Here is a 26,954-nt window from a genome sequence, read left to right on the forward strand (position 1 = left end):
GAGAATTAGACCGGCAGCGTATTCTCGGGGACCGTGCCGTCGTCGGACCAGCCGCGTGCGTCGTAGTACTCGTCGAGCGCTGCTTCGAACGACGGGAGTTCGTAGGGGAGCGCGTCGTCTGTCCGGTCGAAGCCGCGCTGGTTGTTGAAGTGGCGTTCGAGGGTCACGGTGCGAGCGCCAACGGCCATCAGGTCCTCGAAGTCGGCATCGAAGAGTTGTTCGTAGCGCTCGGGAGTCATGAAGTCCCGCGAGAACTTGCAGACGACGCCGCTGTCGTTCAGCGCCATCAGGTTCTCCCGCTCGACCAGCACGTCGGCTTTCCCGAGCGTCCCCTCCGGAGCCACCGCCTGTTCGTCGGGGACGAGTGGGTACTCGACGGAGTAGAACGTCGCATACATGTGGTCCGCGCCGCGGTTGGCGACGGCGTAGGAGAGTCCCTGGCCGTGAAGGACACGGCCCTCGTGAGCCGCGAAGTCCATCCCCTTGACCGTCCAGTTCTCAACACCGAGGTCGTCGTAACAGCGGTCGATGCCCTCCGCGAGGGTGTCGCCGATTCCGTCGCGATGGGCGATTTTCTCGACAGTCTCGTGAATCAGGTCGGTGTCGCCGAAGGCGTCCTCACTGGCGAGATACGCGGCGACGGTGTTGCCGGCGGAGATGGCGTCCATCCCGAGGCGGTCACAGAGTTCGTTGGACTGCATCACGTCCACGATGTCGTCGACGCCGGAGTTCGACCCGAACGCCATCGCCACCTCGAACTCGGGGCCTTCGGTCTCGACGCCGCGCTCCTTGTCTTGCGTCGGGAGCTTGCAGGCGAACGCGCACGCTGAGCAGGTCCCCTTCTTGTACTTCTTCGATTCGACGGCGTCGCCGTTGATGCCCTCCACGCCCGCGAAGGACTGCTCGGAGAAGTAGTAGGACGGGAGCCCGTCGACCTCGTTGGCGAGGTCCATCACCGAGACGGTTCCCTGCCGTTTCATGATGTGGTCCGCTGTGGCGGCTTCCCGGTGAATGTCCGTCTGTATCGGCGGAACCTCGATGTCCGGTGGGGAGTCGCCCGCGAACGTGAGTCCCTTGACGTTTTTCGCGCCCATGACCGCGCCGAGGCCGCCGCGACCGAACGCCCGCTCCCCGCTCGTCATGATGGACGCGAACCGGACCCGGTTCTCGCCGGCCGGGCCGATAACGGCCGTCTGGTCGGCCTCGATACCGTGTTCGGCGTCGAGGTACTCCAGCGTCTCGGGAACAGTCGCGCCGGCGAGGTCGGGGACGGCCTCGAACTCGACGCCGTCGTCCCGAACGTGGAGGATGACGAGTTCGTCGCTCTCGCCGGTGAGTTCGACAGCGCTGTACCCGGTATCGGCGAAGTTCCTGGACATGAACCCGCCGGCGTTCGAGGAGAGCAGTCCGTCAGTCAGCGGCGAGACGCCGGTGCAGTTCATCCGGCCGGTGAAGCTCATCTGGGCGGCCTGCATCGGCCCCGTCGAGAACACCAGTCGGTTCTCCGATCCGAACGGGTCAACGTCGAACGGGATCCGCTCGTGGGCGAGCCGCGTCCCGACGCCGCGACCACCGAGGTACTGTTCGAGGATGCCGTCTATCTCCTCCGTGTTTCTCTCACCCGCTGACAGGTCGACTGTCAGCAGCGGCCCCGTTGAGTATATCATGATTGTTGCTTGACTATCCATGATCTTATCGATTGTGCCATGGGCGACTGTTCAACTGAAGCCGTTCCCACCTCCATCAGGAGGCACTAATAAACCCATAATCGGTGTAATAGCGTTTTACTGTGGTTTCGGTCGCAGTTCATGATATCATGTTTACACTATAAGTATGATCAACAATAACACATATCTTACCCTCCGAGGGATGTGTTCATGTCTCAAGATGCAGATGCCAGCGGAACGCCGACAGTATCGCGACGACGGATGCTTCAGACTACGGGTGCCGCCACACTGGCCGCACTCGCCGGCTGTAACACCGGTACCAACGACGGAGCCAGTAGCGGAGGCGGCGGTGGGGCTCCCGACCCGGTCCGTGAGCGCGTCGACGTCGATGTCGACGAGATTCAGGACGGGGGGACCCTCCGGTTCGGCCTCGGTGCCGGAATCGACTCCTTTGACCCGTCCTACAGCACCAATGCGCCGTCCGGGAACGTCCACGGCCTCGTCTACGAGAGTATCATCACACAGGACGCCGCAGGCACCGTCTATCCCTGGCTAGCGAAGTCCTGGGAACGGGTGGACGTACAGGAAGTCGAGGACGGAGCCTACGAACCGTACATGGTGTCGGCTGATACGGACGACGACGGGAACCTCGTCGCCGACGACCAGATACTCATCCGGAATCAGGAGGCCGGTGAAGTTCTGACTGTCAACGAGGCCCCCGACGCCGTCGAAGACGGTACCTACGGCATCAAGTACCAGGCCAAACTCCACGAGGGCGTCAAATTCCACAACGGCGAGGAGATGACCGCCGAGAACGTCGCCCGGTCCTACGAGGTCGTCGAGAACTCCTCGATTTCGGCCCAGACGTTCGACTCGTTCCTCTACGCCGAGGTTGTTGATGACTACACGGTCAACATCTACGGGCAAGAGCCCGATGCGGAAGCCGACAACCAGCTCCCGGTCGACGTGTACCCGATGGAGCACATCGAGGAGTACCCAGACACGGGCGCGGACCCGCGCAACGACCACACCCCCATCGGGACGGGACCGTACCAGTTCGAATCCTACGAGACCGAGGAACGCGCCGAGTTCAGTTCCTTCGACGACTACTGGCTCGACGACCTCGGCCTCGACGCGCTGGAGTGGTGGGACGGCCCGGACGGCTTCCCGACGAGTCCGGTCGTCGACGAAGTCGTGGTCGCCATCGTGCAGGACAACGCGACCCGTGCCGCGGCGCTCAACAACGGCGAGATCGACCTCACCTACGGGCTCAACACCGGCACGTACGGCGAGTACCGGAGTGCCGAGGACTTCCGGCTCAGCGTGACTAATGCCGGCGCGTACAACTTCCTCCAGTACCCCGTCACCCAGTCACCGTGGGACGACCCGCGCATCCGCCGGGGCGTCAATCAGCTGATTCCCCGTGCCCAGATCGCCGAGAACATCTACAACGGGTATCGGAATCCGGCCTACACGCCGCTGCCTGAAATGGCCGCCAAAGCGGGGACGGTGGACTACGAGGCACTCACCGAGGAACTGCGCCCACAGACCGAGCAGAACACCGAGGCGGCGACCGAACTGCTGCAGGAGGCCGTCGACGACCTCGGCGTCGAGACGCCAATCGAGGCCACAATCGAGACGAACGCGACGGACGACCGCCTGCGCGAGGCCGAACTCATCGCGCAGGTGCTGAGCAACACGGAGTTTTTCGACATCAGCGTCGAGGACTTCGAGTTCACAACATTCATCCAGCGCATCCTCGGCTCCGAGTACTACCAGCAGGGCAACATCGTCCTCATCGGCCTCTCGGGGACGTTCAACCCCGGCAGTTTCTACGACGCCGTCAACTCCATCGACAACTTCGGCCAGTGCTGTAACTTCAACCGGATTGACACGCCGGAACTGGACGAAATCGCGACGGAGGCACGGTTCTCCGTCGAGGCCGTCGAAGACTCACAGTTCCGGGGCGAGCAGTACGACAAGGTGTGGCAGGGACTTATCGAGCAGGCCCCGAACAGCTACACTGTCTTCGGGACAAACGTGACGGCGCTGTCGACGGAGTACGTCGGCTACAACACGTACACGTTCTCCAGCAGCATCCTGCCCTACGGCCTCCACGCCCCAGAAGACCAGCAGGTCGCCTATCTGAACCGGGAGTAACCCATGGGCCTCAGACGCTTCATCGCAGTCCGGGTGCTCACGACCATCCCGATACTGTTCGGAGTCTCGGTGTTCACCTTCGCGATGGTCCACCTGACGCCAGGGGACCCGATCGACCAGTTAGTGGCGCTAAACCCCCAGATTTCGGCCGCCGAGGAGGCGGCGATACGCGCCAGATACGGGCTCGACGGCCCGGTGTGGCAGCAGTACTTCACCTGGATAACCAATGTCCTCCAGGGCGATTTCGGGACGGTCATCAACGTCGACCAGCCGGTCGGTCCGTACATTATGGACCGGTTACCACAGACTATCGCACTGGGCCTGTTCGGCTGGGTTATTGCCCTGCTCATCGCGATTCCGACCGGCATCTACGCCGCCGTGAACAAGGACACGCTGGGCGACGACCTCTCGCGGGTGTTCGCGCTGTCGGGCATCTCGCTGCCGAACTTCTGGCTCGGCCTGATGCTCATCCTCGTGTTCGCGCTCTGGCTCGACCTCTGGCCGGTGCTGGCTCCGAACAAACCGCTGTTCTCGCCGGCAATGCTGAAGTATCTCGTCCTCCCGGGCGTCACCATCGGGACGGCGTCGTCGGCCACGCTGATGCGGGTGATGCGGTCGTCGATGGCCGAGGAGATGAACAAGGAGTACGTCACGGCGGCCCGGGCGAAGGGGCTGCCCGAGCGGACGGTCGTGTTGAAACACGTCCTGCGGAACTCGCTCATCTCGGTGACCACCATCGCCGCGTTCCTGACGGCGAGTATCTTCGCCGGCGCTGTCGTCGTCGAATCAGTGTTCGCCTGGCCCGGTCTGGGGCGAGCCTTCGTCAAGGCGATCTCCGGCCGCGAAGTCGACCTCATCATGGCGATCACGCTGTTTACCGGTGTGACGATCATCCTGGCGAACCTGCTCGCAGACATTGTGTACGCGCTGTTAGACCCACGAATCCGCTACGACTGACCAATGAGTACTGAACGAGGACGCATACGCATAACGGGGTTCGACGCCGACCGCGTCGAGTCCCGCGAACCGCTATCCGACTGGACAGAGGAACGAGACACCGAAACCGAGAGTCGCTGGGAGCGCGCCTGGGGCGAGTTCCGTGACAACCGAAGCGCGATGCTCGGGCTCTATATTGTTGCCCTGATGGGAATCCTGGCTGTATTCGCACGCCCAGTGACAATCGCGGGCGTGACAGTCCAGCCCTTCTCGCTGGCCCCCTACGACCCGAGCGCGATTCTGTACGTGCAGGGTCTCGACGTGAGCGCGTACGAGGCCCCGTCGCTGGCCCATCCGTTCGGCACCGACGGCTCCGCCCGGGACGTGTTCTCCCGCGTGCTGTACGGCGGTCGGTTCAGCCTCTCGATTGGCTTCATCGTGGTCTCGATTACCGCCGCCATCGGGCTGGTGTACGGTGCCATTGCGGGCTACTACGGCGGCCGGATCGACGAAGTGATGATGCGGCTGCTCGACCTTATCTTCGCGTTCCCCGGCCTCCTGCTGGCGTTGATTATCGTCGCCGTGCTCGGCAAGGGGTACTGGGAGCTGGTGCTCGCGTTCACCGCGTTCGGCTGGGCCGGCTACGCCCGACTGATACGCGGTGAGATACTGAAGGTCAAGGAAAACGAGTACGTCATGGCCGCGAAGGCGCTGGGCGCGCGTGACCGTCGCGTCATCTTCAGACACGTCGTCCCCAACGCTATCGCACCGCTGGTCGTCCAGGCCTCCCTCTCCATCGGGACGGTCGTCATCGGCGTGGCGGCGCTTGGCTTCCTTGGCCTCGGGCTCCCGCCCGGGTCCGCCGAGTGGGGGACGATGCTGGACGCGACGCGCGAGACCATCGTCCAGGGTCCCGGCGGGACGATTCCCTGGTGGGTCACCGTATTCCCCGGCGGCGCGATCTTCCTGTTCGTGATGTCGATGAACCTCATCGGTGACGGCATCAACGACGCGCTCAACGCGCAGGAAGGCACTGACGTAGCCACTGGAGGCGAGGTCTGATGTCACTGCTGGAAGTCGAAGACCTCACGGTGAACTTCTACACTGAGGAGGGCGTCGTCACCGCCGTCGACGACCTCTCCTTTCACATCGACCGCGGCGAGAAGTTCGGCGTCGTCGGCGAGAGCGGCGCGGGCAAAAGCGTCACCGCGCTGTCGGTGATGCGCCTCATCGAGGAACCGGGCCGCATCGAGAGCGGGACCATCCGCTTCGACGGCCAGGACCTGATGGAACTGTCCGATTCAGCGGTGCGGGACGTGCGGGGCAACGACATCGCGATGATATTCCAGGACGCCCAGACCGCACTGAACCCGGTGTACACCGTCGGCGAGCAGATCTCCGAGGCCATCCGTCACCACCTCGACTACGGCGACGCGGCCGCCCGGGACCGCACGATTCGGCTGCTCGATGACGTTGGTATCCCGGAACCGGAGGCCCGCTACGACGACTACCCCCACGAGTTCTCCGGCGGGATGCAACAGCGGGCCATCATTGCGATGGCGCTGTCCTGTGACCCGGAACTGCTCATCGCCGACGAGCCGACGACGGCGCTGGACGTGACTATCGAGGCGAAGATCCTGGACCGCCTCGACCGCCTCGCCGACGAGTACGACACGGCCATTCAGCTCATCACCCACGACCTCGGCGTCATCGCGGAGATGTGCGACCGGGTGCTGGTGATGTACGCCGGCCGCGCCGTCGAGAACGCCCCTGTCGAGGAGCTGTACTACGACCCGAAACACCCCTACACCGTCGGGCTGATGAGCGCCATCCCACGCATCGGCGACCGGCAGGACCGGCTCCAGACGATTCCCGGGACGATGCCGGACCTCGTTGAGGTCCCCTCTGGCTGTAGCTTCCACCCGCGCTGTCCCTTCGCCGAGGAGGCCTGTACGCGCAAACAGCCGCCGCTCGTCGACCCCGAAACCGGCGACGGTGTCGGTCCGTCCGACCGCTCGGCGGCCTGCCTGGCCTACACTGGGGACCTCGATAGCGAACTGGACTACGAAGTCGAAGTGAAAGGGGGTCGGGGGAGTCCGCCCGACGATACCCAGCCCGACCCCCGCGGCGGGCGCACGGACACGGAACCACCCCAGGCCGACTCCAACCCGGTCGGTCTCGACACCGACCTGTTAGACCGCGATGGCCCAGACGACTCGGGAGGGCAACAGGATGGCTAAGACGGCCGATAGCCCGATCCTGGAGGTCGAGAACCTCACGAAGTACTACGAGTCTGGCGGGACCATCGTTGACACCCTGCTGGGCCGGAGTCAGGAGGTGAAAGCCCTGGACGGCGTCGACCTTGAACTCTACCCCGGTGAGACGCTGGGTATCGTCGGCGAGTCCGGCTGTGGCAAGACGACGCTCGCCCAGACGCTGCTGCGGCTCATCGAGCCCACGGCCGGCTCGGTCCGCTACAAGGGCGAGGACTTGACGGGAGCCTCGGACGACCGCCTGCGGGCGCTCCGGAAGGACATCCAGTACATCTTCCAGGACCCCTTCGCCAGCCTCAATCCGCGGCTGACGGTCGGCGACATCGTCGGCGAGCCGCTGGACATCCACGGGATCGCGGACGGTGAGGAGCGAACCGAGCGTGTCAAAGAGTTGCTTGAGACCGTCGGGCTGAGCCCGCGTCACACACACCGCTACCCCCACGAGTTCTCCGGTGGCCAGCGCCAGCGTATCGGCATCGCCCGCGCGCTCGCCGTCGACCCCGAGGTCATCGTCTGTGACGAACCCGTCTCGGCGCTGGACGTGAGCGTGCAGGCCCAGATTCTGAACCTGCTTGCGGACCTGCAGTCGGAGTTCGGCCTCTCCTACGTCGTCATCGCCCACGACCTCTCTGTCGTCGAGCATATCTCCGACCGCGTGGGCGTCCTGTATCTCGGGGAGTTCGCCGAAGTCGGCCCAACCGAGGACGTGTTCCAGCCGCCGTATCACCCCTACGCCGAGGCGCTGCTGTCGGCCATTCCGGAGCCGGACCCCGGCTGGGAAGGGGACCGTATTTTCCTCTCCGGCGACGTTCCGTCGCCGCTGAACCCCCCGTCGGGCTGTCGGTTCCACACCCGCTGTCCGAAGGTCATCCAGCCCGAAGGCACCGACATGGCCCAGTCCGAGTGGCGGTCACTGATGGACCTGAAACAGCGGCTCCGCAAAGCCGACTCGCTCGAGGCCGTCACCGCCGTACAAGAGGGCGTCGAAGACGAAGACCTGAGTCAGCTCTCGCGGTCCGCACTCGAGACCCGGGTCCGCGCCGAGTTCGGCCTCCCGGACACGGTCGGCGACCGGGAGGCCGAGGACGTGCTCGCGGCGGTGCTCGACCACCTTCACGACGAGGCCTTCGAGGACGCGCTGGCGGCGATGAACGACGCCTTCAGCTCCCCCTGTGAGCGGACTGACCCCACGCTGTTCGGTGTCGGTGACGACCACCGCATCGCCTGCCTGTTGCACGACGACGAGCGGCCGGACACGCCGACGCGGACGGGGTAGCCCCGAGCAACGCTTTTGCGCACGCCAGCCCACAATCCGACAATGCGTCGCATCTACGACTCGGGGGCGCTCCACCGCGACGACGAGGAGCCACAGGCACCCACCGAGCGCGGGGCGCAGCCACAGGCCGCACGCAGTATCGACGGCGGGGCCTGGAGCGACCGTCTGGTGCCGACGTGGCTCCGCTATCGCGCCGTCTCGGTCGACATCGAGGTCCCACAGACGGAGTATCCGGCGGGAACCGAGGTGCCGTTCGTCGTGACGATGCAGAACGCGCTTCCGGTGCCGATAACGCTCCCGACGGACTCGCCGCGGCCGTGGACGTGGTACGTCGACGGGGTGCCCGAGGCGTCCCACGTCGACAGCGTGCCCAGCGGGAACGGCAGTCTCCGGTTCGACCGCGGCGAGCGGAAGCAGTTCAGACGTCGGTGGGACCGGATGTTCCGGGTCAGCGACGACGAGTGGGAGCCCGCACCGGCCGGGGAGTACACCATCGGCGCAGGGCTGAGCGTGACCGACGCTGCCGAGCGTGGCCTGTACAGCGAGACGACAGTCAGCATCAGCGATCAGTAGAGACGCGAGCAATCGCGCACCGGGCGATGCGGATCAGGATCCGGGAGGGGTCGGTGCAGGTGTGGGAGTCGGCTCTGCTGGTGTTTCAGTCGGGGTTACAGCTTCCTCGTCCGTCCCGAAGCCGCCATCGAAGGTCTCACCGGCATCCGGGTCGGGTGCTTCACCGTCGAGCAGGAACGAAAGCAGGTTCCCGATGAACACCTCGTTGTCGGCGTCGTATATCTCGGAACTGCGTATGAACGTCGAGTCAGTGACGAACACCATGTTGTCGTTGCGGACGACTGTCGCGTACGTGCCGGTGCGACGCGTCTCCAGCGTCCGGGTGCCATCGGCAGCGGTGAACTTCGTCTCGGCATCGCCGTTTACCACCGCGTAGCCGGCGGTGTCGAAGGTGATCGTCTCGACACCGTCGGTCAGTTCGCCGTCGTCGCTCGGCGATGCATAGATGGCCTTGAAGTTGTTGTCGTTGGCCGAATCATCGACGTTGTACAGCTGTTCGGCCCCCATCCGAACGCCGTAGCGCTCGGTGGCGTTGTTGGCGCCGAACGACACCGTCGTCGTCGACTGGGTGAAGCCGGTCGAGAGCCGGGTCTGTGTCGGTTCGGCGAGGACGACGACACGGCCACCGTCGTCCGTGTACTCCTGTAGCGCTTCGCGTTCTTCTTGCGAGTAGCTGCCGAGCGGCTGGACGATGAGCACACCGTCGTACTGGCCCAGCGAATCGGCGAACGAAGCAGTGCCGGCGGTGCCGTACTCGACAGTATGGCCCGCCTCGAACACTGCCTCAGTGATTGGTTCGAGTTCCGATTCGGACACCTGATTGCCGTGGCTCGTGTCGACGAGTATCCGCTTGTCACTCGCCTCGGAGTCGACCGATATCTCCCCCTCTTCGGGGTCGACAGGCGCGTTGACGGCCTCGGGCTGGTACTGCGACGGCGACTGGCCGTCGATCGACTGCCCGTCCGGCGGGCCGGACGACCCCGGGTTAGCGACTGCGAGGAGGAACGTCCCGCCCAGTATCGCCACGAGAACGACGATAAACACGGCGAGCGGCTTGACGATACGGCCCTCAGTCATTGCGGATCACCGTTGCGTTGTTGTCCTCGGCGGGGATTCCCCAGACGGCGTAGTACTTCACCGGTTCCCGGAACATCGTCTCGCTGTCGTCGGGATGGACGAGATAGGTCACGTTGTTCGCGCCCTGCACGGTTTCAGCGCCGGCAGGGACGATGATGGCGTTGAATTGGGCACCGCCGCTTCCCAGATATGTCACGTCGTACCCGTCGCCCTCGATGTCGCCTGAGAGTGCGGCGGCCCGCTCGATGGCCAGTTCGGAGTCACCGATGCGGTCGGCGAAACCGTTCTGGGTTGCCTGTGCGCCGAGGTACGTGCCGCCGTTGGCGACTTCCTCGCGGGAGACGGTCAGTTGCTCGCCCCGGTGACGCATGACCGTCCCGACGAAGGAGCGCTGGAGCACCTCGATATCCTCTCGGAGGCCGTCCTTGCTTATCTGGGCCTTGTCCGGCCCCGAGCGGACGAACGTCTCGCCCTGCTGTTCGGCCTGCTCGATGAGGCTCAGCGGGGCCTGGACGATGACGCCGATACTCCCGACGTTCGAACTCGGCTTGACCACGATCTCGTCGGCCGGAGCGATGCCGTAATAGCCGCCCGAGGCGGCCGTGCCCTCGACGTAGGCGACGACGGGCATCTCGCTGGCGGTCCGGTTCACGGCGAGGTAGAACTCCTCGCTCGAGTCGACCGGCCCGCCGGGGCTGTCGACCCGGAGGACGACTGCCTCGATTGAGCCGTTGTTCCGTGCTTCGCGGAGGTCCTGCTTGACGGCGTTGACGTTAGCGTCGGTTGTGCCGCCGCGAAGGGTGACGACGGCGACGCTCGGATCGTCGTCGCCACCGCTTGGCACGCCGTTCCAGATGACCGGCGCGAATATCGCGGCGACGACGAGGGCGAGCGTGACTGCGATCACGTACGACGCCGTCATCGCCGAGAACAGTTGTTCTCTCCCAAACATCTATACATCCCGTTCGGACTGCGGGAGTAATAAACCCCGGTCGGCGTCCCCTGTTGCGGTCTGCCGCACTGGACAGGCTGAGAGAGCAGCGACCAACGGTTATTGGGCTCCGGGTCGTGCAACCGGTATGGAAACCCGAGCACTGGGCGACACTGGGCAGGAGAGCACGGTGCTGACGTTCGGCTCGATAGCACTCAACTGGCTCGAACAGGAAGGGGCGAACCAGCTGGTCGAACTCGTGCTGGACCACGGCGTCAACCACTTCGACGTCGCGCCGACCTACGGCGACGCGGAGCTGAAACTGGGGCCGAAGCTCCGCCAGCACCGCGAGGAGATTTTCCTGGGCTGCAAGACCCAGGAGCGCGGGTACGAGGACGCGGCCCGGAAAATCGACCGGTCGCTGGACCGCCTGGGCATCGACACTATCGACCTCTACCAGATTCACGGCCTGGAGTACGAGGACGAACTGGACACCATCACCGCCGACGGCGGCGCACTCGATGCGATACGCGAGGCGAAAGCGGCGGGGAAAATCGACCATATCGGGCTGACGAGCCACGGTAATCCCGAACTCATCCTCGACGCCATCGACCGCATCGACGACCTGGAGACGGTGATGTTCCCGCTGAACCCCGTCGTTGCCGGGAAAGATGACGACGAGTACGACTACGAGGCCGTCCTGGACCGCTGCGAGGCGGAGGGCATCGGCACGCTGGGAATCAAGGCCTTCGCGAAGGGGTCGTGGCCGCCGACCGACGAACTGGCCGAGGCCGACCGCCCGTACGCGAACTGGTACGAGCCGGTCGACACGCCGGAAGTCATCCGCGAGCGGTTCGACTTCGCCGCCGCCCAGGGCCTCGACACCGTTGTCAGCCCCGGTGACCCGAAGCTCGTCGCGATGGTGCTCGACGCCGCCAGCCGCTCGGAGGGAATGGACGGGGCCCGCCAGCGTGCGCTCATCGAGGAAGCGCGCCACGACGACAGCCCGGTGCCCGAGCAACTGCACCACTGAGCGTGGACGGCGTTCCGGAGACGGTGACGGCCGCCCTCGCCGACCGGCAAGTCGAGGGACAGGTCTGTCTCGAAGCCGGGGCCGGCGTCGGGAACACGACAGCGGGGCTGCTGGCCCAGGGTGCGGATCGGGTGTACGCGGTGACGAACGACGCCGACCACGCCGCGACGGTCCGCGAGCGCGTCGGCGACGGGAACGCCGACCGGCTTGTCGTCGTCGAGGCCGACCTCCGGGCGACGCCACTCGTGACGGATAGCGTCGACCTCGTCACCGCCCACGGACTCTGTAACGTCCTGCCACCGACTGCACTGGACGCCGTCGCGGCCGAACTGACGCGGGTCGCAAAACCCGGTGGCCACCTCGTTGTCGACGACTACGCGGTGCCGCCCGCCGATGCGTCTGTCAACCGACTGTTCGCGCTGGAAAACGCCGCTGCCAGAGCCGTCGACGGCCGGCCGGCACTGACGTTCTACCCGCCCGCTGTGCTGGCCGCGGTGTTCGCCGACCACGGTTGGACTGTCGAGCGAAAGAAGACCTTGCTGGACCCGGTACCCTGGACCGAGGCGCATTTGGACGCCCACGCGGAGGTGGTGCGTGGGTACGCTGACGACCTTCCAGACGTAGTTGGGGGACCGCTGGCCGCGATGGCCGACGACATAGCTGCTGCTATCGGCTCCGAGCGAACCGGGACGATGTACAGTCTCGCGTTCCGGCTAGCGGAGTGATGAGTTGCTTGTATATTTCGTGACGAGAGTTCGAACAGCCAGAAAGCCCCGAGACGCTGGGCTACTGTGACTCGCTGCGCTCCTCACTACGTTGCGGTGCTTCCGTCGTCTCGTACGCCCAGCGTCTCGCCCCTTTCAGTCCCACCTGTGGCCGGTTGGTCAATCCAGGCTGGGTGGGACTGAAAGGGGCGGCTGGCTGAACGACGGCGGACGACGCAAGCACTGCAACGAACGTAGTGAGTGAAGCGCGCAGCGAGGCCCCCAAGTTCAGCCAGCCGGGGCTTTCTGGCTGTTAGATAATACACTCACTCAAGAAACGAAAAGAGACACAGATTTTCCTAGCAACCGAACGGCTAAGGAAGCGCCGGCCCACGGACAAATATGACGCTCAACCGCCTGTCCGAGTTCGACGCCGAACCGGAAGAGGGTGAAGTCATCGACGGGGAACTGGCAGTGACCGACGACGTGCTGGTGAAGGCGTTCGCGCTGGGGCCGGACGCGACAATCGACCCGCACGAACACGACGACGCGACGAACGTGTTCCACGTCGTCCGTGGCGAGGTGACGGTCCAGCAGGAGGATAGAGAGGAAGCCATCGCCGCGCCGGGGGTCGTGCTGAACGAGCGGGGGCAGGCCCACGGCGCGCACAATCACACCGATGGCGTCGTCGTGCTGACCGCGAGCCTCTGTCCCTTGCCGGGACAGTAAGGGGCTGCCGTCGGAATAACAGAACTGACCGGCCGTTTCCGCACCACGCTTATCGGTGTTGTAGTTCACTGACAAGACATGGCCGAACCACTGCCGACGAACGGACTCCGCAAAACGGTCGACAGCGGCGGCGTCGCGCTGGGCGTCCTCGACAACACATACAGCCCGACGCTGGTCGAATTCTACGGGGACCTCGGCGTCGACTTCGTCTGGCTCGACTTCGAACACGGCGGGCCGGACCCGTGGGACGCGGCGACCGTCGAGAATCTGCTGCGGGCGGCCGACGGCACCGGGACGGAGCTACTGGTCCGCCTGCCGGATACGGCTCCGACGCTGGTGCGGAAGGCGCTGGACCTTGGGGTCAAGAACGTCTTCCTGCCGCGGGTCGAAACCGCCGACGAAGTCAGGGAAGCCGTCAAATCAGGGCGGTTCCGGTACGACGGCGACCCGGGCGACAGGGGACTGGCCGCGCCCCGAGCGCGTCGCTGGGGCCTGGGCGAGAACTACATCGAGGCCTCGGACGCGGAGACGCTGGTCGGAACCACAATCGAGACGAAGGCGGCGGTCGAGAACATCGACGCGATTCTGGACGTGCCCGAGCTCGGCTTCGTGTTCATCGGGCCGTTCGACCTCTCAGTCGCACTCGGGCATCCCGGTGAAATCGACCATCCAGAAGTGGAGGAGGCGGTGGAGACGGTCCGCTCGGCGGCGGTGGAAGCGGACGTCACCGTCGGCGGCCTCGGGTTCGGGATGGACGACGTGAACGAGAAGGCCCAGTCGGGGTACCAGATACTGCACGTCGGGAGTACGACCGGCGCGGTACAGAACGCTGTGCGCGGGTGGCTGGAGGAGTTCGACGGGGAACGGAGCTAAGGGAGGAAAAGCGGTAGCGGCCGTATCAGGCGCTTGCGCCGGACTCGGCACCGCTCGTCGCGTCGACGGCGCTGTCGTCGAGTTCCGCTTCGGCTTCGAGCAGTTCGCGGTAGCGCTCGCGGATGGTCACGGTGCTGATGTCCGTGGCCTCGCTGACGGTTTCCTGGGTCATCTCCTCGCCCAGCAGCAGGCCGGCGGCGTAGATGGCCGCGGCGGCGAGGCCGACGGGGCTCTTGCCGCTGTGGACGTTCGCTTCCTTCCCCGCCTCGATAAGCGCACGGGCCTGGCGTTCGAGGGCGTCGTCGGCGTCGAGTTCGGAGATGAACTTGCTGAGGTAGGTCGCGGGGTCCGGCGGGCCGACCTGCAGCGAGAGTTCGCGGTTGAGATAGCGGTACGCGCGGGTGAACTCCATCTCGTCGACGCGGCTGACGACGGCCATGTCGTCGAGCGTCTGTGGGAGGTTCGACTGTCTGATTGCGGCGTACAGGGCGGCAGTCGCCATCCCTTCGATGGAGCGACCGGGCAACATTCCCTCGTCGAGGGCACGGCGGTAGATGACGCTGGCCGTCTCGCGGGCGCTCTCGGGGACGCCGAGAGCGCTCCCCATTCGGTCGATCTCGCCCAGCGCCTGCTTGAGGTTGCGCTCGGCGTGGTCGCGGGTGCGGAACCGCTCGTCCCAGGTCCGCAGGCGCTGCATCTTCTCGCGCTGGCGCGTCGACAGAGAGTTGCCGTAGGCGTCCTTGTTCTGCCAGCCGATGTTGGTCGAGAGGCCCTTGTCGTGTTTCATCTCCGTCGTCGGGGCACCGACGCGGCGCTTGTTGTCGCGCTCCTGGCTGTCGAAGGCGCGCCACTCCGGGCCGTGGTCGATCTCGTCCTCGTCGACGACGAGGCCGCAGGCTTCACAGACCGTCTCGCCGCGACTGTCGTCGGTGACGAGGCTTCCGCCACAGTCCGGGCAGGCGTGGCCGGTGCTCGCCTCGGACTCGGCCTGTTCGTCCGCACTTTCATCGCGTTCGTCGGGGGAATAGATGCTGCGTGTCGTCATGGTGTGCCTCTGCGAGCGCGTGGGACGCCCGCGGTCGTACCCAATTATAGGGGTGCATCCCCCATGACGACTCGTTTGGCATATGCCGAAACCCCGATTAGTGATAGATAACTGCCACGTTCGCGCGCCACAGCGCACGACGCCCCTCCGCGGTCATCCTGTGCTGACCTGCGACGCGGCAGTATTCAGGTAGTGCAGTTCGGCCCGGTTCCGGATACGATATCGCCGTTTACACGCCCGAGCGGCCGATGCGGAGGCGTCCGCCCTCGGCGACATCTTCGTCGGCCTGAACTGGCCCCATCGACCGCGTGACGAACGACCGGACGATCCACGCTTCGGCCCGCTGGAGGCGGTACTGGAGCGTCGACCGCGACACGTCGAGCGTCTCGGCGAGTTCGGTGAGCGAAGTATCCCGGGGCGTCCGGTAGTAGCCGTGTTCGACGGCGGCCTCGACGGCGGCCTGTTGCTCCGGCGGGAGCTCCGCCAGCGTCACGGCCTCGTCGACCCAGTACGAGGGCGAGCTAAGCTGCCGGAACTCGACGGTGAGCCCCTCGCGGAGCTCGGATTCCATCTCCTCGAACAGTCCGTCGACGCCGGCGTCGCTGCACAGGAGCAGCCGCCACTCACACCGGCTCCCGCGGCGTTCGGTCTCGACGAGGACACCGCGGCCGACGTGGTCGATGGCCAGCCGCGGAATCGAGTGACAGTCACCGGCTTCCGACCGGTAGCTGTACACCGTCCGGACCCCGGGATCAGAGCCGATGACCTCGTACGTCCAGTCGGTCTTGCAGTTGCGGGTCCCGATGCACTCGGTACACTGGACCGGGTCGTCGTACACGTCGTCAAGCTGTTCGAGGGCGGTCTCCGGGCCGGCGACCCGTTCGAGCCGCCACATCCCGTCTCGCGTGACGTTGCACGCGATAGTCCGGGAGTGGGTTTCCGGGTAGTCGATGAACACGTCCATCACGGGGTCGACATTCCGTTCGTAGTCGATAGTGAAGATGAACTCTCGCATATACGTCCCGTTGCGTGCCAAGCCGTTTATACGCACTGTCTCATTCGGCGTATGCCAAACAAGCTGTAATTGGTACGGGAGGCCACCGATAGAGTATGTCGTGTCCTGTCTCCGCATCTACTGGCGAATCGCCCGGCGGACCGACCGCCGGCGATACGCCGGACGAGTCCGCATCGCGTATTCGCGGATATGAACTGCCGCCGCACAACTGGCGACACACCGTCATCTACGGAGTCGTGTTCTGGGCGGTCGTGGCCGCTGCGTGGCTCGCCGTCCCGGCCGGCCACCCCTTCCAGTTGGGCGTCACGCTTTCGGGACTGTTTGCGGCCCCGCTGTTGCCGGTCGCGCTCTGCTGTGATTACCGGCAGGCCAGGCGCGTCGGCACATGTGACCCCGGGCTTCGCGCGTATCTCTCGAATCTCGTCAGAGATATCAAGACAGCAGTCACGGGTCAGAGCGCCCTCGGCGACCAGCGTCGGGAGTTCATCCGCTGCTGAGCGCGGTCAGACCACTCGCCGACAACCGTTTCGACGGTGTTAGCGGTCAACCCCGGCCGTATATTTACAGCCAGTCCGTCTCGGGGTCGATCCGGTTCGGTGGCGTCTCACCGGCCAGCGCGGCCTCGACGTTCGCGGCGACGGCGGCGTTGAGATCGTCGCGGGCTTCCTCGGAGTACCAGGCCGCATGAGGCGTAACGATGCAGTTGTCAAGGCCGACCAGCGGGTGGTCCGCCGTCGGCGGTTCCTCGGCCAGCACGTCGAGGCCGGCGGCCGCAATCGTCCCGTCGTCCAGCGCCGCCCGAAGCGCTCCCTCGTCGACGAGGCCGCCGCGGCCGGTGTTGACGAGGACGGTGTGGTCGCGCATTGCCGCGAGCGCGTCAGCGTCTATCATCTCCGCCGTGCTCTCGGTCAACGGCGCGTGGAGGGAGACGTAGTCGGCCCGCTCGTACAGCGTCTCAAGCGTGACCTTCTCGACATCGGCTTCGGCCATCTCCTCGGCGTCGACGTACGGGTCGTAGGCGATGACGTCGATGTCGAACCCTCGCAGTTGGTCGCGCACTCGTCTCGCGATGGGGCCGAAGGAAACGAGACCGAGCGTCTGGTCGCGGACGCGGTGTACCGGTCGGGTCCGCTCCCAGCCCCAGCCGCCGTCGCGAACGTCGCGGTCGTAGGCCGTGAGCGTCCGAACGCAGTCGAGCAGGAGCGTCACCGTGTGGGTCGCGACCTCGTCCGTGCAGTACTCGGGGACGTTCGTGACGGTTACGCCGTTGTCCGCCGCCGCGGACACGTCGATGTTGTCGATACCGACACCCGCTCGCGCGACGATCTGGAGGTCGTCCAGCGCGTCGAGCACCGCAGCGGTGACCGGCGTGTTCACGTCCACAACGAGCGCCGCTGCACCGGCGGCTGCGTCCCGGAGCGCGTCCTCGTCGTCTGTCTCCGCAACGACGACATCGGCGTCGAGTGCCGCCCGCAGTCGGTCGACAGCTATCATCGGGTCATCGCTTGCGACCACACGTTCCATACGCGGAGTCATGGACTGGGACGCTAAAACGGGTCGAAGTCGTTCCCATCGGATAGGAATTCGAGGTCCATGATCGATTGAATACAACGAATAAATCAGTTGCTCGTTCGATTCACGCGGTCCGAGCGCTGTGATTTAAGCCACTCGACCGCCAACCCAGCGGTATGCAAATCGAGCTGCGGTTTTTCGCCAACTTCCGGGAAGCCGTGGGGCAGAAAACGGTTCAGCGTGAGTACGAGAGCGGCCTCCAGGCGGGTGACGTGCTCCGGCAGCTCTCCGAGGAGTACACCGAGATGGACCTGTTCGAGGACGGCGAACTGCGGGAGTACCTGACGATTCTCCGGAACGGAACGGATATTGCCCATCTCGACGGGCTAGAGACCGCGCTGGAGGACGGGGACGAGCTCAGCGTGTTCCCGCCAGTCGCCGGGGGGTAGCACGGTCCGGTGGAGCAGGCGGGACTCGAATCAGCAGCAGAAGATAAACGGGAACATCAGCCCGACGCGGTCGCCGGCTTCCAGTTCCGTGTCCAGTCCGTCGAGGTGTTCGTTGAACTCGCCGTTGACCGCCACTCGCGCGTAGCATCTGGTCTGCTCGCCTTCGGGGTTTTTCGCCCAGTCGCCCGGCAGGTCCGCCATCTCCGGGGCCCAGCCCTCGGTGGTGGCGTCGGCTTCGGTTTCCGCGATGAGCATGTCGCTCACGTCGTACTCCCGGAAGAACGCGTCGAGGAGGTCACGCAGCGTGTCCCCTTCGAACGTGTACGACAGCGACGGCTCGCCGACGACCCGGCGGACGTGGCCGGTGCACCTGACCTCGACAGTGGTCAGGCCCGGCGTCGACGACTGTCGCTCTACTGTCTCACTGCTCATACGTGCGCTATGACCCGCCGACACAAATCAGTAGAGACGAACATGTTCCCCCATCGCTGGGGTTTATTGGCCGCGAACTCTGTGTGGCGATATGGACGACATCGAACTGGGGATTCCGTCCGGGATTGTCGACTCGCTGCCGCCGGACAGCGAGGACACGAAACGCGACATGGAGCAGGCCGTCGGTGGCTGGGAGCGGGAGCTCAACGCCGCCCTCGGTTCCGAGGAGCCGGCCAGCGCCGTCGTCGACCACATCGAGCAGTTCGAGAATCGGTGGGAGGCCTACGACGAGTACGTCGTCGAACTCCGGGCCTGGGGCCAGTCGCCCATCTACGCGATGGCCTGGCGTGACCTCCACGCCGCCGTTATCGCCCAGATTTACGACCACGCGGACCTGGACGAGCGTATCAACCGCGAGCGCAACGCCCGCATCGTCGACGACGGCATCCGGCCGGGATAAAGAGTATCCGTCCGGGGTAGGCCGTAGCCGTCCGGGAAAGGTGGAACGCGTCCGGGATAGCGCGGTTGTGGCAAACGAGCGCCGGACCGCCGATAGGTTTAGACGACCGCACCCGTAACGACCACGTAATGGAGCGTGAACGGAGTTTTCGCGGCATCTCGGTGCGGGCTGCTATCGGCTATCTGGAGAACCTGGGCGGCGAGCAACGCGGCGAAGCGACCGTCGAAGGCGACGGCTGGGCGGCGACACTCTCCGAGGAGAAGGTGGCTATCGGACCGAGCCTCCAGCTCAACGAGGTGACTATCCAGTTCGACGGCGACCCGGAGACGCTGGAGCCGCTCATCGAGAAGTTCGCACAGAAAGCGATGCGGGCGGGCGGCTGACCGGGGCGCGATGGCCGACCCAACGTACCCCATCGAGGGGCAAATCGTCTTGCTGGCCGGCACGCAGGCCAGCGTCCCGCTCGACCGACTCCCCGACCTGCTCGGACAGGTACAGACCTACCTCCGGGCGAATCGGGCGACATACGACAGGGAGTACGAACGCATCAGCGGCCCCAGAGAGGCCGATTACGTCTGTGCCGAGTCGGGCCGCTGGGACAGTATCGGTACAGAACTCGGGCTGAGCGGGCGCGAGCAGGACGCGGTTCGGCGGGCCCACGTCGCCCAGTTCGAGCGCGACGGCCGGCGGCTGGACAGAAGCGAGGAGTTCGAGACGACGCTGGAAATCAGAGACGTGCTAGCGGTCAGTTCCGAACCGTAATCGTCTCCAGCACGCGCTGAGAGAAGTCCGTCTCCGAGAGGTCGCCGTTTTCGAGTTCGTCAATCCACTCGCTGTCGACGGACCACTCGCCGAGTTCAGTGTCGTCGAGGTCCGTCACGGTCGCCTCGATGTCGACCCCGGACCAGTCATCGGCGTGCAGGTCCCGGAAGACGTTGATGACGCGACCGATTTCCCGGTGGGGAATAACGGCCGCCTCGTCGGCCGAAATCGATTCGTAGGTGAGCCGGTACGTCTCGCCCTCGTCGTCGAACTCGGTGACGTAAACGCCGTGGCTGGTCAGTCGGGACTCTACCTGAAATTCGAAGTCGTCGATATCTTCCTTGCGCATTAGAGAACTGAAGTGTGTTCGGCGGTCAGTGCGAATTCAGTCGTCGCTCGGGGCCGCCGCGCCGCCGGAGCTGACGCCGGTTCCGGGGCCGATATCGATTTCCAGTTCGTCGAGTTTCTCGTCGGGAACGACGCCGTTCTCCCAGCCACGGACCTCGTAGTACTCGTCTTTCATCTTCGAGAGTTCCGCGAGTTCGCCTTCGGAGCCGCCCTGGGCTGGCATCGCGTGCTCGTCGCCCTCCACGAACCGGTTTGGCAGGTCGTCGTCGGACCCGTCGAAGCCCGCGAGGTTGTTGTAGTACCGTTCGAGGTTGTAGACGCGCTCGCCGGCTTCCATCAGTTCCTCCTCGCTCACGTCCAGCCCAGTCATGCCGTTGTACTGCAGGACGTACTCCTCGATGCCTTCGGCGAAGGCGTTGAACTTGCAGATGTCGAAGGAGTCGCTGATGGCGTGGAGGTCCTGGAAGGTGGCACACAGCTCGCCTTTGCCTTCCCACTCTCGCGGGTCGACCTTCTCCGGGATGCCGAGAATCTCAGCCGCCGGCGTGTAGCCGCGCAGGTGACACGCGCCGCGGTTCGAGGTCGCGTACCCGATTGCCATCCCCTTCATACAGCGCGGGTCGTAAGCCGCCATCGTCTGGCCCTTGACCGCCAGCGAGTTGGTGTGGGCATCGAACTCCTCTGCGAGGTGGTCCGGCCCCTCAGCGAGATGGTCCGCGAGTTCCGTCTCGCGGTGGGCGATCATCTCGATCATGTCGATCATCGTCTCGGCGTCGCCCCAGTCCAGGCCGTCGCCGAGCTCGTCGAGTTTGCCCTCCTCGGTCATCTCCATCGCCATCGCCATGGTGTTGCCAACGTCGATGGTGTCGACGCCGACGTCGTTACACCGGTCGAGCATCACCGCAATCTTGTCGCGTTCGACGTGGCCGGAGTTCGGGCCGAGCGCCCACGCGGACTCGTACTCGTAGGACTCCGTGCGGACGTTCATCTCCTCGCCCTTGTGCATCGCCTGCACCTCGACTTCCTTCTTGCAAGCGACCGGACAGGAGTGACAGGTCGGCTCGTCGACCAGGATGTTCTCCCGGACGTTCTCGCCGGAGACGTTCTCCGAATCCATAATGCGCTCGCCGTCGCCTTCGGCGTCCGAGTACGAGCGCGTCGAAGAGTACTTCGCGTTCTTCGTCGGGAGGCCGTCCATCTCTTCGGTGAGGTTCATCAGGACGTTCGTGCCGTACATCGAGAGTCCGCCCTCGTTGGGTGCGGTCACGTCGGACTCCTGGATGACCTGCATCGCCTGCTTGTGGCCCTCCTGGAACGTCTCCTGGTCCTTCGGTTTGGGCATCCGGGTGCTGGACTTGACGACGACGGCTTTGAGGTTCTTGTTGCCCATCACACAGCCGGTGCCACCGCGGCCCGACGCGCGGTCGTCTTCGTTGATGATACAGGCGTACTTGACCTCGTTTTCACCGCCCTGTCCGATGGCCATCACCGAGAGGTTCTTGCCCAGCGAACCGCCCTCGATTTCGCCTTCGAGGTCGTCGATGGTGTCGTGGACGCCCTGCCCCCAGAGGTGCGAGGCGTCACGCAGTTCCACTTCGCCGTCTTCGACGAGCGCATACACCGGCTCGTCGGCCTGGCCCTCGAACAGCAGTCCGTCGAAGCCCGACCATTTCAGCCGCGCTCCGGACCAGCCGCCGTGGTGGGAATCAGTGACGGTCCCGGTCAGCGGCGATTTCGTACAGATGGCGATACGGCCGCTCATCGTCACCTGTGTCCCCGTCAGCGGCCCGTTCATGAACGCCAGCAGGTTGTCCGGACCCAGCGGGTCCACGTCCGGTCCCTGATCGAAGACGTACTTCACGCCGAGCCCGCGTGCACCGATGTACTTTTTCGCGTCTTCCTCGTCGATACCTTCGTAGGCTACGTCCCCGTCCCCGAGGTCGATTCGCGCCACATGGTCCTGAAAGCCACCAAGGTCTGTCATGGTAATACATGACTCTCCGGCTGGGAACAACTTAACGATTTGTGTTGCTAAACCACAGATATCCGACGTTTTCAGCGGTCGCGTCCCTGCGTGAGCGGGTCACATCCGCGAGTCTGGTCCGAACCGTTTAAGACTCCGAACGGCAAACTCCGGGTAACTCGCTGGGCGACGGGCACCAGCGGGCACCTGCGTGTGCAGGTCGGGATGTGAGTCGCGCCGAGCGCGACTTGAACCACGCAACGCCCGTGGTGAATACATATGGCACGAAGCGCATATTCGTACATTCGAGACGCCTGGAAGAACCCGGGCGACGGACAGCTCGCAGAACTACAGTGGCAGCGCCAGCAGGAGTGGCGCGACGAAGGGGCCGTCGAGCGCATCGAGCGCCCGACCCGCCTCGACAAGGCCCGCTCGCAGGGCTACAAGGCGAAACAGGGCGTCGTCGTCGCCCGCGTCTCCGTCCGCAAGGGCGGCGCACGCAAGCGCCGACACAAGGCCGGTCGCCGGTCCAAGCGCCAGGGCGTCACGCGCATCACCCGCCGGAAGGACATCCAGCGCGTCGCCGAGGAACGCGCCTCCCGCACCTTCCCGAACCTGCGCGTGCTCAACAGCTACTCCGTCGGTCAGGACGGCCGACAGAAGTGGCACGAAGTCATCCTCATCGACCCGAACCACCCGGCCATCCAGAACGACGACGACCTGTCGTGGATCTGTGCCGACGACCAGGCCGACCGCGTCTTCCGCGGTCTGACCGGTGCCGGCCGCCGCAACCGCGGCCTCAGCGGTAAGGGCAAAGGGAGCGAGAAGACCCGCCCATCGCTGCGCAGCAACCGCGGCAAGGGCAAATAGAGCCAACAACGTCTCGTTTTTTGCGGCGACGCGGTCACCGCGAAGCACCGCCAGCCAACGATTGTACTGGCAACAAACCGGAATCAAGTCTGGTATCTCAGCGATGCGACGGCCCCCCAAGTGTATACTTGATTAACATTATGTATTTACGAGAGAGACAGGACTCCGATGGGCGAAATCGCCATCCGTATCCGTGGCCTGCCAACGTGGAAGAAGGTGTACTTCGGTCTGGTCGGGCTGGCAGTCGTCGGAATTGCTGCCAGATATGGCCTTTTAGGCCCGTTAGCTGCAGTGGCTTGGTTCCCGTTCGTTGGCGTGAGTACAATCTGGGTTCTGTTCGATGCGCAAGAACAGGGCTTCGAGAATCCAGCAATAGTCGCGTTGATGGTTGCCATCCTGTTGCTTGTGGTCTTTCCCGGCCTGGCGGCGTTACTGACGTACTACTATAAAACAAGAATACAGCGAGACTCTACCGCCGGAGCCATCCTGTAGTTCGGTGGGGCGGGCCTGACGTGAGCCCAGCTAAACTAAACACTGCCGTCGGAAAGGATGCGAGAAATTATACACAGTCCCATCGAATTTCTGCCATGACTCCCCTGCCCTCCCTCGCAGTGACGGCCGCTGCCCTCGCGCTCTCGGTAACGATGACCTACATTGTGCTGGCGCTCTGTCTCTCACTGGTCGGAGTCGGCCTGTTACGGGTGACGGAGCGGACGACTGTGGCGTACCTAGTCATCGGGGCTGGAACTGGTATCTATCTCGTCGAGAGCGCGCAGTTCCTGTTTGGTCCGCAGCTGCGGTTCAACGCCGACGGCAGGGTGGTGCTTTTCCTCACCGGCTGTCTCATCATTGCCGGTGCGGCCGGACTGCACCGCCGACGGTAAACGCGCGGCGTCCGGTCAGACTACGCTCAGATACCTTGTTCCCGTGCGGTCTGCCTTGACTACCCCCAGACACCCTGTTCGCGGTCCATGATACTAACGACCACGACGTGGGGGAGTGTGACGACGGCGATAAACACCAGATACAGCGCGACCCACTCCGGAACGGACCCCGGCGGGTTTGGGACGAGGAAGTACAGCCCGCCGAGCAGGGCGAGCGAAGCGGCGGTCAGCGGTGCGGCGTCGCGAGCGAACCGCGCCAGGGCAGCTGTCGGGTCGCGGTTTTCGAGCGCGGCAGTGGCGTCGTCGTCGACCAGCAGGAGGCGGGCGACGTGGCGCAGCGAGTGCCACAGACAGAAGTACACGCCGATGGCGAGCACCGGCGGGACGAGGGCGAAGTACGCGAGCAGGCCCAGTGTCTCACCTGCGTCGAGCAGCCACGGCCGGCGGGCATCGGCGCGAGCGAACCCGACGGCCAGCGTCGCCACGACGAGCGCGCCGTAGGCGAGGGCGAGCGCGGTCCGCACGTCGGTCCGGAACGCCCAGCCGATAGCGGCCACGGCGTCGGGCGCGAACAGCGAGACGAGGTCCGTCGCGACGCGGCGGTACCACTCCGGGAACGCGAGCAGCGGGACTAGCATCGGCAGGCCGCCGCGGACGAGGACGGTTCCGATTCGTTGCGGAAGGGTTCGGAGGTGGTCGGCGTCGGCCAGCGCACGCAGCGCGTACAGGTCGCCCTGCCCCCAGTGGAACCACGTCACGGCGATGAAGAGGACGAACGCCGCCGCGGGCGCGAGGAACCAGGCGACGGCGTAGGTTCCGCCGACGACGCCGTAGAGCGCGAACACGCGGGCGATAGCCCGCCAGTCCGGGCGCTTGCCGCGGGTGCGTGCGACCGCGAGGTGGTCGACCGCACCGTGGGGGAGGCCGAGCAGAACGGCACTGACGACCAGCGGGGCGTACTGGAGCGCGGGCGGTATCGAGACCCCGGCGAGGAACGGAGCAACGACGGCGAGGCTGGCGATCCAGCCGGGGACCAGCGCGACCCGGTAGAGAACCGACGGCTCGACGGTGGTGCGGCGGCTCATTCCCATCTGTCCCGAAGCCAGATGTAGAGCACGACTCCCTGCACGACGAACAGCGTCGTCAGGAAGAAGAACACCGCCTCCTCGATGGGCAGGTCGAGCAGGGGAATCGTGTAGCCGGTCGTGTACTGTTTCGAGAGGGTCCAGACGCCGAGTCGGATGGCGACGCTGTCGATACCGCAGAGATAGGCCGCCGGAACCAGTGTCGCGCCGCCGACGGTCCGCCACTCCTTGGCGAGGAACTGCCAGCCGAAGGCCCACTGAATGGCGAGAATCGGCCCGCTCCAGACCAGCAGCGACCCGAGGTACAGTCCCGAGTCGGAGCGCAGGAGCACGAGGCCGGACAGAACGACGACGAGCGCAGCGGCGAGTCCAACGAGCCGCGTCCGCATCGGCGTGGCTAGCTGGCGCTCAGTGTCCACCCGAAACCGGGCCACCCACAGCCCGACCATCGCGGTCTGCAGGACGAAAAAGAGGTACTCGCCGAGGGGAATCGACCAGAACCGCACCAGTACGGCGCCGTCGCCGTACCACCAGACGCCGCGCCGGATGAGCGCGCCGTCCCACGGCGTCGTGTAGACGAGCGCCAGGCCTGCGAGGATTGCTGTCCCTGTGAGGACGTCCCGGCGGCTCCCGAGGCGGTAGGTGGCTGTCAGTGCCAATCCAGCCACGACCGGCACCACGAACAGGGCGTGGAACTGGAGATACGTGAGCGTAGGCAACATTAATTCAGATACAGCCGGTGGTCAGAAACGATACCCGGTGCGTGGCTGTCATCCACGCCACGCGGGTTGCCCGTGGCCGTGGGCGTCCGTCGGCGTCTCGCCGGGGCCGCGCTCGGAGACAGCGCTCACGGTGTAGAACGTCGCTTCGGGGTCGCCGTTGCGCCGCCAGTGCCACCACGTACGGGCGAGCAACCACAGCCGGCGACGACGAGTGAGTTCCGGCGTCTCCGTCAGCACGTCGTAGCCACGGTCGCGGATGAGTCGGTGGTGGTCAGCGTACAGGACCGCAGCCAGCAGCACGCCGAACTGGCAGTCTTCCGGGAGGTATCGGATGCCGGCGACGCCCTCGCGGTACAGTTCGTCGGTCCGAGCCAGTTCCTCCTGCATCACGGCACGGAAGGCGTCGTCGACCTCGGCGTCGGCCAGTTGCTCCTCGGTGACGCCGTGGCGGTCGAGCGTCTCCTGTGGGAGGTACACCCGGCCGTAGTCGTGGATGTCCTCGCGGACGTCCCGCAGGAAGTTCGAGAGCTGGAACGCTTCGGCCAGCGCCGTCGCGTGGGGCAGGGCCTCCGCCTTCTGTGGCGGGTCCATCACCTCCGTCATCATGTGGCCGACAGCGACGGCGGAGCCGCCCATGTACTCACGGAGGTCCTCGAACGTCTCGTAGCGGGCCTGTGCGATGTCCATCTCCATCGCGTCGATGAAGACGTTGATCGTCTCCTCGGAGATGTCGTGACGCTCGGCCAGGTCCTGAAACGCCGCCATGACCGCCTCGTGGTCGGTCTCGGCCGGGTCGACGTTCCCGAGCGCGGCCTCGCGGATTACCTCCAGTTGCTCGTGCTGGACGGTCGGGGGCGGCCCATCCGTCTGGTCGACGACCTCGTCCGCGACCCGGAAAAAGGCGTACATGACGTAGGTCGGGTGGCGGATACGCTCCGGAAGCAGACGCGTCGCGAGGTGAAACGTCCGGCCGGTCTCCTGCTGTATCGATTTGCTGGTTTGGATGTTATCGGAGTGCATTGAAAGCTATCGGGCGGTCATTCGGCGGGCGATGCGTCGCGCGCTTGTCGGCAGGCTGTCCGTAATAGTTCGGTCGATCCGTGAGTGCACCGCTGTCACGGGGGACTGTGTCCCGTCGGTTCGCCGGAGACAAACAGGACACTGGTTCCGTATCA

The 26,954-nt window shown here is 65.1% G+C and carries 30 protein-coding genes; 18 read left to right on the forward strand and 12 right to left on the reverse strand.

The annotated features are described in order from the left end of the window. Positions 1-5: 5 nt before the first annotated feature. Entirely contained in the window at positions 6-1,667 is a 1,662-nt protein-coding gene (locus tag ACNO8S_RS12330) for an aldehyde ferredoxin oxidoreductase family protein (protein ID WP_420182007.1), read from the reverse strand. Positions 1,668-1,877: 210 nt separating this feature from the next. On the opposite strand from ACNO8S_RS12330, the gene ACNO8S_RS12335 reads away from it, so the two are divergent. Genes ACNO8S_RS12335 through ACNO8S_RS12360 form a run of 6 tightly spaced genes read left to right on the forward strand, consistent with a single transcriptional unit; the run spans position 1,878 to position 8,885 of the window. Continuing rightward, positions 1,878-3,827 carry an ABC transporter substrate-binding protein gene (locus ACNO8S_RS12335; RefSeq protein ID WP_420182008.1) on the forward strand — a complete coding sequence of 650 codons (1,950 nt, stop codon included), beginning with the start codon at positions 1,878-1,880 and terminating at the stop codon, positions 3,825-3,827. A 3-nt stretch (positions 3,828-3,830) separates the two neighbouring features. Then, the gene (locus ACNO8S_RS12340) at positions 3,831-4,784 is read left to right on the forward strand and encodes an ABC transporter permease (RefSeq protein WP_008308066.1); all 954 of its coding nucleotides are present in this window, start codon (positions 3,831-3,833) and stop codon (positions 4,782-4,784) included. A 3-nt stretch (positions 4,785-4,787) separates the two neighbouring features. Then, positions 4,788-5,825: an ABC transporter permease gene (locus ACNO8S_RS12345; protein WP_336358410.1), complete on the forward strand. Its 1,038-nt coding sequence runs from the start codon at positions 4,788-4,790 to the stop codon at positions 5,823-5,825. Continuing rightward, complete coding sequence (locus tag ACNO8S_RS12350) at positions 5,825-7,003, forward strand: ABC transporter ATP-binding protein (protein ID WP_151103766.1); 1,179 nt, start codon at positions 5,825-5,827, stop codon at positions 7,001-7,003. The genes ACNO8S_RS12345 and ACNO8S_RS12350 overlap by 1 nt, the downstream gene beginning before the upstream one ends. After that, positions 6,996-8,312: an ABC transporter ATP-binding protein gene (locus ACNO8S_RS12355; protein ID WP_151103767.1), complete on the forward strand. Its 1,317-nt coding sequence runs from the start codon at positions 6,996-6,998 to the stop codon at positions 8,310-8,312. The genes ACNO8S_RS12350 and ACNO8S_RS12355 overlap by 8 nt, the downstream gene beginning before the upstream one ends. Before the next feature lie 42 nt (positions 8,313-8,354). Beyond that, a complete protein-coding gene (locus tag ACNO8S_RS12360) occupies positions 8,355-8,885 on the forward strand; it encodes a hypothetical protein (protein ID WP_420182009.1) in 531 nt (176 codons plus the stop codon). Between the two features lie 33 nt (positions 8,886-8,918). Here the strand turns inward: ACNO8S_RS12360 and ACNO8S_RS12365 are convergent, their stop codons facing one another. Both ACNO8S_RS12365 and ACNO8S_RS12370 read right to left on the reverse strand, forming a co-directional pair. Continuing rightward, positions 8,919-9,962 (reverse strand): DUF4350 domain-containing protein, encoded by a 1,044-nt coding sequence (locus ACNO8S_RS12365; protein ID WP_420182010.1) that lies wholly within the window; start codon positions 9,960-9,962, stop codon positions 8,919-8,921. Beyond that, on the reverse strand, positions 9,955-10,914 hold the full coding sequence (locus tag ACNO8S_RS12370) for a S49 family peptidase (RefSeq protein WP_014041222.1): 960 nt from the start codon (positions 10,912-10,914) through the stop codon (positions 9,955-9,957). The genes ACNO8S_RS12365 and ACNO8S_RS12370 overlap by 8 nt, the downstream gene beginning before the upstream one ends. Before the next feature lie 127 nt (positions 10,915-11,041). Between ACNO8S_RS12370 and ACNO8S_RS12375 the strand changes: the two genes are divergently transcribed. The 4 genes from ACNO8S_RS12375 to ACNO8S_RS12390 all read left to right on the forward strand — a co-directional run bounded on the left by ACNO8S_RS12375 (position 11,042) and on the right by ACNO8S_RS12390 (position 14,232). Beyond that, a complete protein-coding gene (locus tag ACNO8S_RS12375; RefSeq protein ID WP_151103770.1) occupies positions 11,042-11,926 on the forward strand; it encodes an aldo/keto reductase in 885 nt (294 codons plus the stop codon). Beyond that, positions 11,923-12,651 (forward strand): class I SAM-dependent methyltransferase, encoded by a 729-nt coding sequence (locus ACNO8S_RS12380; protein ID WP_420182790.1) that lies wholly within the window; start codon positions 11,923-11,925, stop codon positions 12,649-12,651. The genes ACNO8S_RS12375 and ACNO8S_RS12380 overlap by 4 nt, the downstream gene beginning before the upstream one ends. Positions 12,652-13,032: 381 nt before the next feature. Next, positions 13,033-13,359, forward strand: a complete 327-nt coding sequence (locus tag ACNO8S_RS12385; protein WP_014041225.1) for a cupin domain-containing protein — start codon at positions 13,033-13,035, stop codon at positions 13,357-13,359. Positions 13,360-13,437: 78 nt separating this feature from the next. Further along, positions 13,438-14,232: an HpcH/HpaI aldolase family protein gene (locus ACNO8S_RS12390; RefSeq protein ID WP_151103771.1), complete on the forward strand. Its 795-nt coding sequence runs from the start codon at positions 13,438-13,440 to the stop codon at positions 14,230-14,232. Between the two features lie 25 nt (positions 14,233-14,257). Here ACNO8S_RS12390 and ACNO8S_RS12395 read toward each other — a convergent pair whose 3' ends face one another. Together ACNO8S_RS12395 and ACNO8S_RS12400 are read right to left on the reverse strand one after the other, a co-directional pair. Then, the gene (locus ACNO8S_RS12395; protein WP_014041227.1) at positions 14,258-15,277 is read right to left on the reverse strand and encodes a transcription initiation factor IIB; all 1,020 of its coding nucleotides are present in this window, start codon (positions 15,275-15,277) and stop codon (positions 14,258-14,260) included. A gap of 229 nt (positions 15,278-15,506) precedes the next feature. Continuing rightward, the gene (locus ACNO8S_RS12400; protein WP_004591084.1) at positions 15,507-16,292 is read right to left on the reverse strand and encodes a helix-turn-helix domain-containing protein; all 786 of its coding nucleotides are present in this window, start codon (positions 16,290-16,292) and stop codon (positions 15,507-15,509) included. 95 nt (positions 16,293-16,387) lie between these two features. Here ACNO8S_RS12400 and ACNO8S_RS12405 point away from each other — a divergent pair, with 95 nt between their 5' ends. Continuing rightward, positions 16,388-16,789, forward strand: coding sequence for a hypothetical protein (locus ACNO8S_RS12405; RefSeq protein ID WP_050007083.1), 402 nt, complete (start codon positions 16,388-16,390; stop codon positions 16,787-16,789). Between the two features lie 64 nt (positions 16,790-16,853). Here ACNO8S_RS12405 and ACNO8S_RS12410 read toward each other — a convergent pair whose 3' ends face one another. Next, entirely contained in the window at positions 16,854-17,816 is a 963-nt protein-coding gene (locus ACNO8S_RS12410) for a C-terminal binding protein (RefSeq protein ID WP_420182011.1), read from the reverse strand. A 164-nt stretch (positions 17,817-17,980) separates the two neighbouring features. Between ACNO8S_RS12410 and ACNO8S_RS12415 the strand changes: the two genes are divergently transcribed. Continuing rightward, positions 17,981-18,253 carry a ubiquitin-like small modifier protein 1 gene (locus ACNO8S_RS12415; RefSeq protein ID WP_008308044.1) on the forward strand — a complete coding sequence of 91 codons (273 nt, stop codon included), beginning with the start codon at positions 17,981-17,983 and terminating at the stop codon, positions 18,251-18,253. 30 nt (positions 18,254-18,283) lie between these two features. Here the strand turns inward: ACNO8S_RS12415 and ACNO8S_RS12420 are convergent, their stop codons facing one another. After that, positions 18,284-18,685: a MoaD/ThiS family protein gene (locus tag ACNO8S_RS12420; RefSeq protein WP_420182012.1), complete on the reverse strand. Its 402-nt coding sequence runs from the start codon at positions 18,683-18,685 to the stop codon at positions 18,284-18,286. A gap of 91 nt (positions 18,686-18,776) precedes the next feature. Here ACNO8S_RS12420 and ACNO8S_RS12425 point away from each other — a divergent pair, with 91 nt between their 5' ends. The 3 genes from ACNO8S_RS12425 to ACNO8S_RS12435 all read left to right on the forward strand — a co-directional run bounded on the left by ACNO8S_RS12425 (position 18,777) and on the right by ACNO8S_RS12435 (position 19,907). Next, on the forward strand, positions 18,777-19,145 hold the full coding sequence (locus ACNO8S_RS12425) for a hypothetical protein (RefSeq protein ID WP_420182013.1): 369 nt from the start codon (positions 18,777-18,779) through the stop codon (positions 19,143-19,145). A gap of 128 nt (positions 19,146-19,273) precedes the next feature. Further along, on the forward strand, positions 19,274-19,528 hold the full coding sequence (locus ACNO8S_RS12430; protein ID WP_004958362.1) for a hypothetical protein: 255 nt from the start codon (positions 19,274-19,276) through the stop codon (positions 19,526-19,528). A 10-nt stretch (positions 19,529-19,538) separates the two neighbouring features. Next, on the forward strand, positions 19,539-19,907 hold the full coding sequence (locus tag ACNO8S_RS12435) for a hypothetical protein (RefSeq protein ID WP_420182014.1): 369 nt from the start codon (positions 19,539-19,541) through the stop codon (positions 19,905-19,907). Here ACNO8S_RS12435 and ACNO8S_RS12440 read toward each other — a convergent pair. Beyond that, a complete protein-coding gene (locus ACNO8S_RS12440; RefSeq protein WP_420182015.1) occupies positions 19,891-20,256 on the reverse strand; it encodes a hypothetical protein in 366 nt (121 codons plus the stop codon). The genes ACNO8S_RS12435 and ACNO8S_RS12440 overlap by 17 nt on opposite strands. Before the next feature lie 36 nt (positions 20,257-20,292). Further along, the gene (locus ACNO8S_RS12445; RefSeq protein ID WP_420182016.1) at positions 20,293-22,239 is read right to left on the reverse strand and encodes an aldehyde ferredoxin oxidoreductase family protein; all 1,947 of its coding nucleotides are present in this window, start codon (positions 22,237-22,239) and stop codon (positions 20,293-20,295) included. A gap of 258 nt (positions 22,240-22,497) precedes the next feature. Between ACNO8S_RS12445 and ACNO8S_RS12450 the strand changes: the two genes are divergently transcribed. From ACNO8S_RS12450 to ACNO8S_RS12460, 3 genes are all read left to right on the forward strand, one after another. After that, positions 22,498-23,088 (forward strand): 50S ribosomal protein L15e, encoded by a 591-nt coding sequence (locus ACNO8S_RS12450; RefSeq protein ID WP_008308034.1) that lies wholly within the window; start codon positions 22,498-22,500, stop codon positions 23,086-23,088. Positions 23,089-23,256: 168 nt separating this feature from the next. Further along, positions 23,257-23,580, forward strand: coding sequence for a hypothetical protein (locus ACNO8S_RS12455; protein WP_014041237.1), 324 nt, complete (start codon positions 23,257-23,259; stop codon positions 23,578-23,580). Between the two features lie 95 nt (positions 23,581-23,675). After that, a complete protein-coding gene (locus ACNO8S_RS12460) occupies positions 23,676-23,972 on the forward strand; it encodes a hypothetical protein (RefSeq protein WP_014041238.1) in 297 nt (98 codons plus the stop codon). Positions 23,973-24,031: 59 nt separating this feature from the next. On the opposite strand, the gene ACNO8S_RS12465 is transcribed toward ACNO8S_RS12460, so the two are convergent. The 3 genes from ACNO8S_RS12465 to ACNO8S_RS12475 are packed head-to-tail and all read right to left on the reverse strand — an operon-like array spanning position 24,032 to position 26,799. After that, complete coding sequence (locus tag ACNO8S_RS12465; protein ID WP_420182017.1) at positions 24,032-25,057, reverse strand: Brp/Blh family beta-carotene 15,15'-dioxygenase; 1,026 nt, start codon at positions 25,055-25,057, stop codon at positions 24,032-24,034. Further along, positions 25,054-25,779, reverse strand: coding sequence for a lycopene cyclase domain-containing protein (locus ACNO8S_RS12470; RefSeq protein WP_050037043.1), 726 nt, complete (start codon positions 25,777-25,779; stop codon positions 25,054-25,056). The genes ACNO8S_RS12465 and ACNO8S_RS12470 overlap by 4 nt, the downstream gene beginning before the upstream one ends. A 48-nt stretch (positions 25,780-25,827) precedes the next feature. Next, positions 25,828-26,799: a phytoene/squalene synthase family protein gene (locus ACNO8S_RS12475; protein ID WP_014041241.1), complete on the reverse strand. Its 972-nt coding sequence runs from the start codon at positions 26,797-26,799 to the stop codon at positions 25,828-25,830. Between the last annotated feature and the right edge of the window lie 155 nt (positions 26,800-26,954).

It is taken from the genome of Haloarcula sp. KBTZ06 (genome assembly GCF_048595605.1).
GTDB lineage: Archaea > Halobacteriota > Halobacteria > Halobacteriales > Haloarculaceae > Haloarcula > Haloarcula hispanica.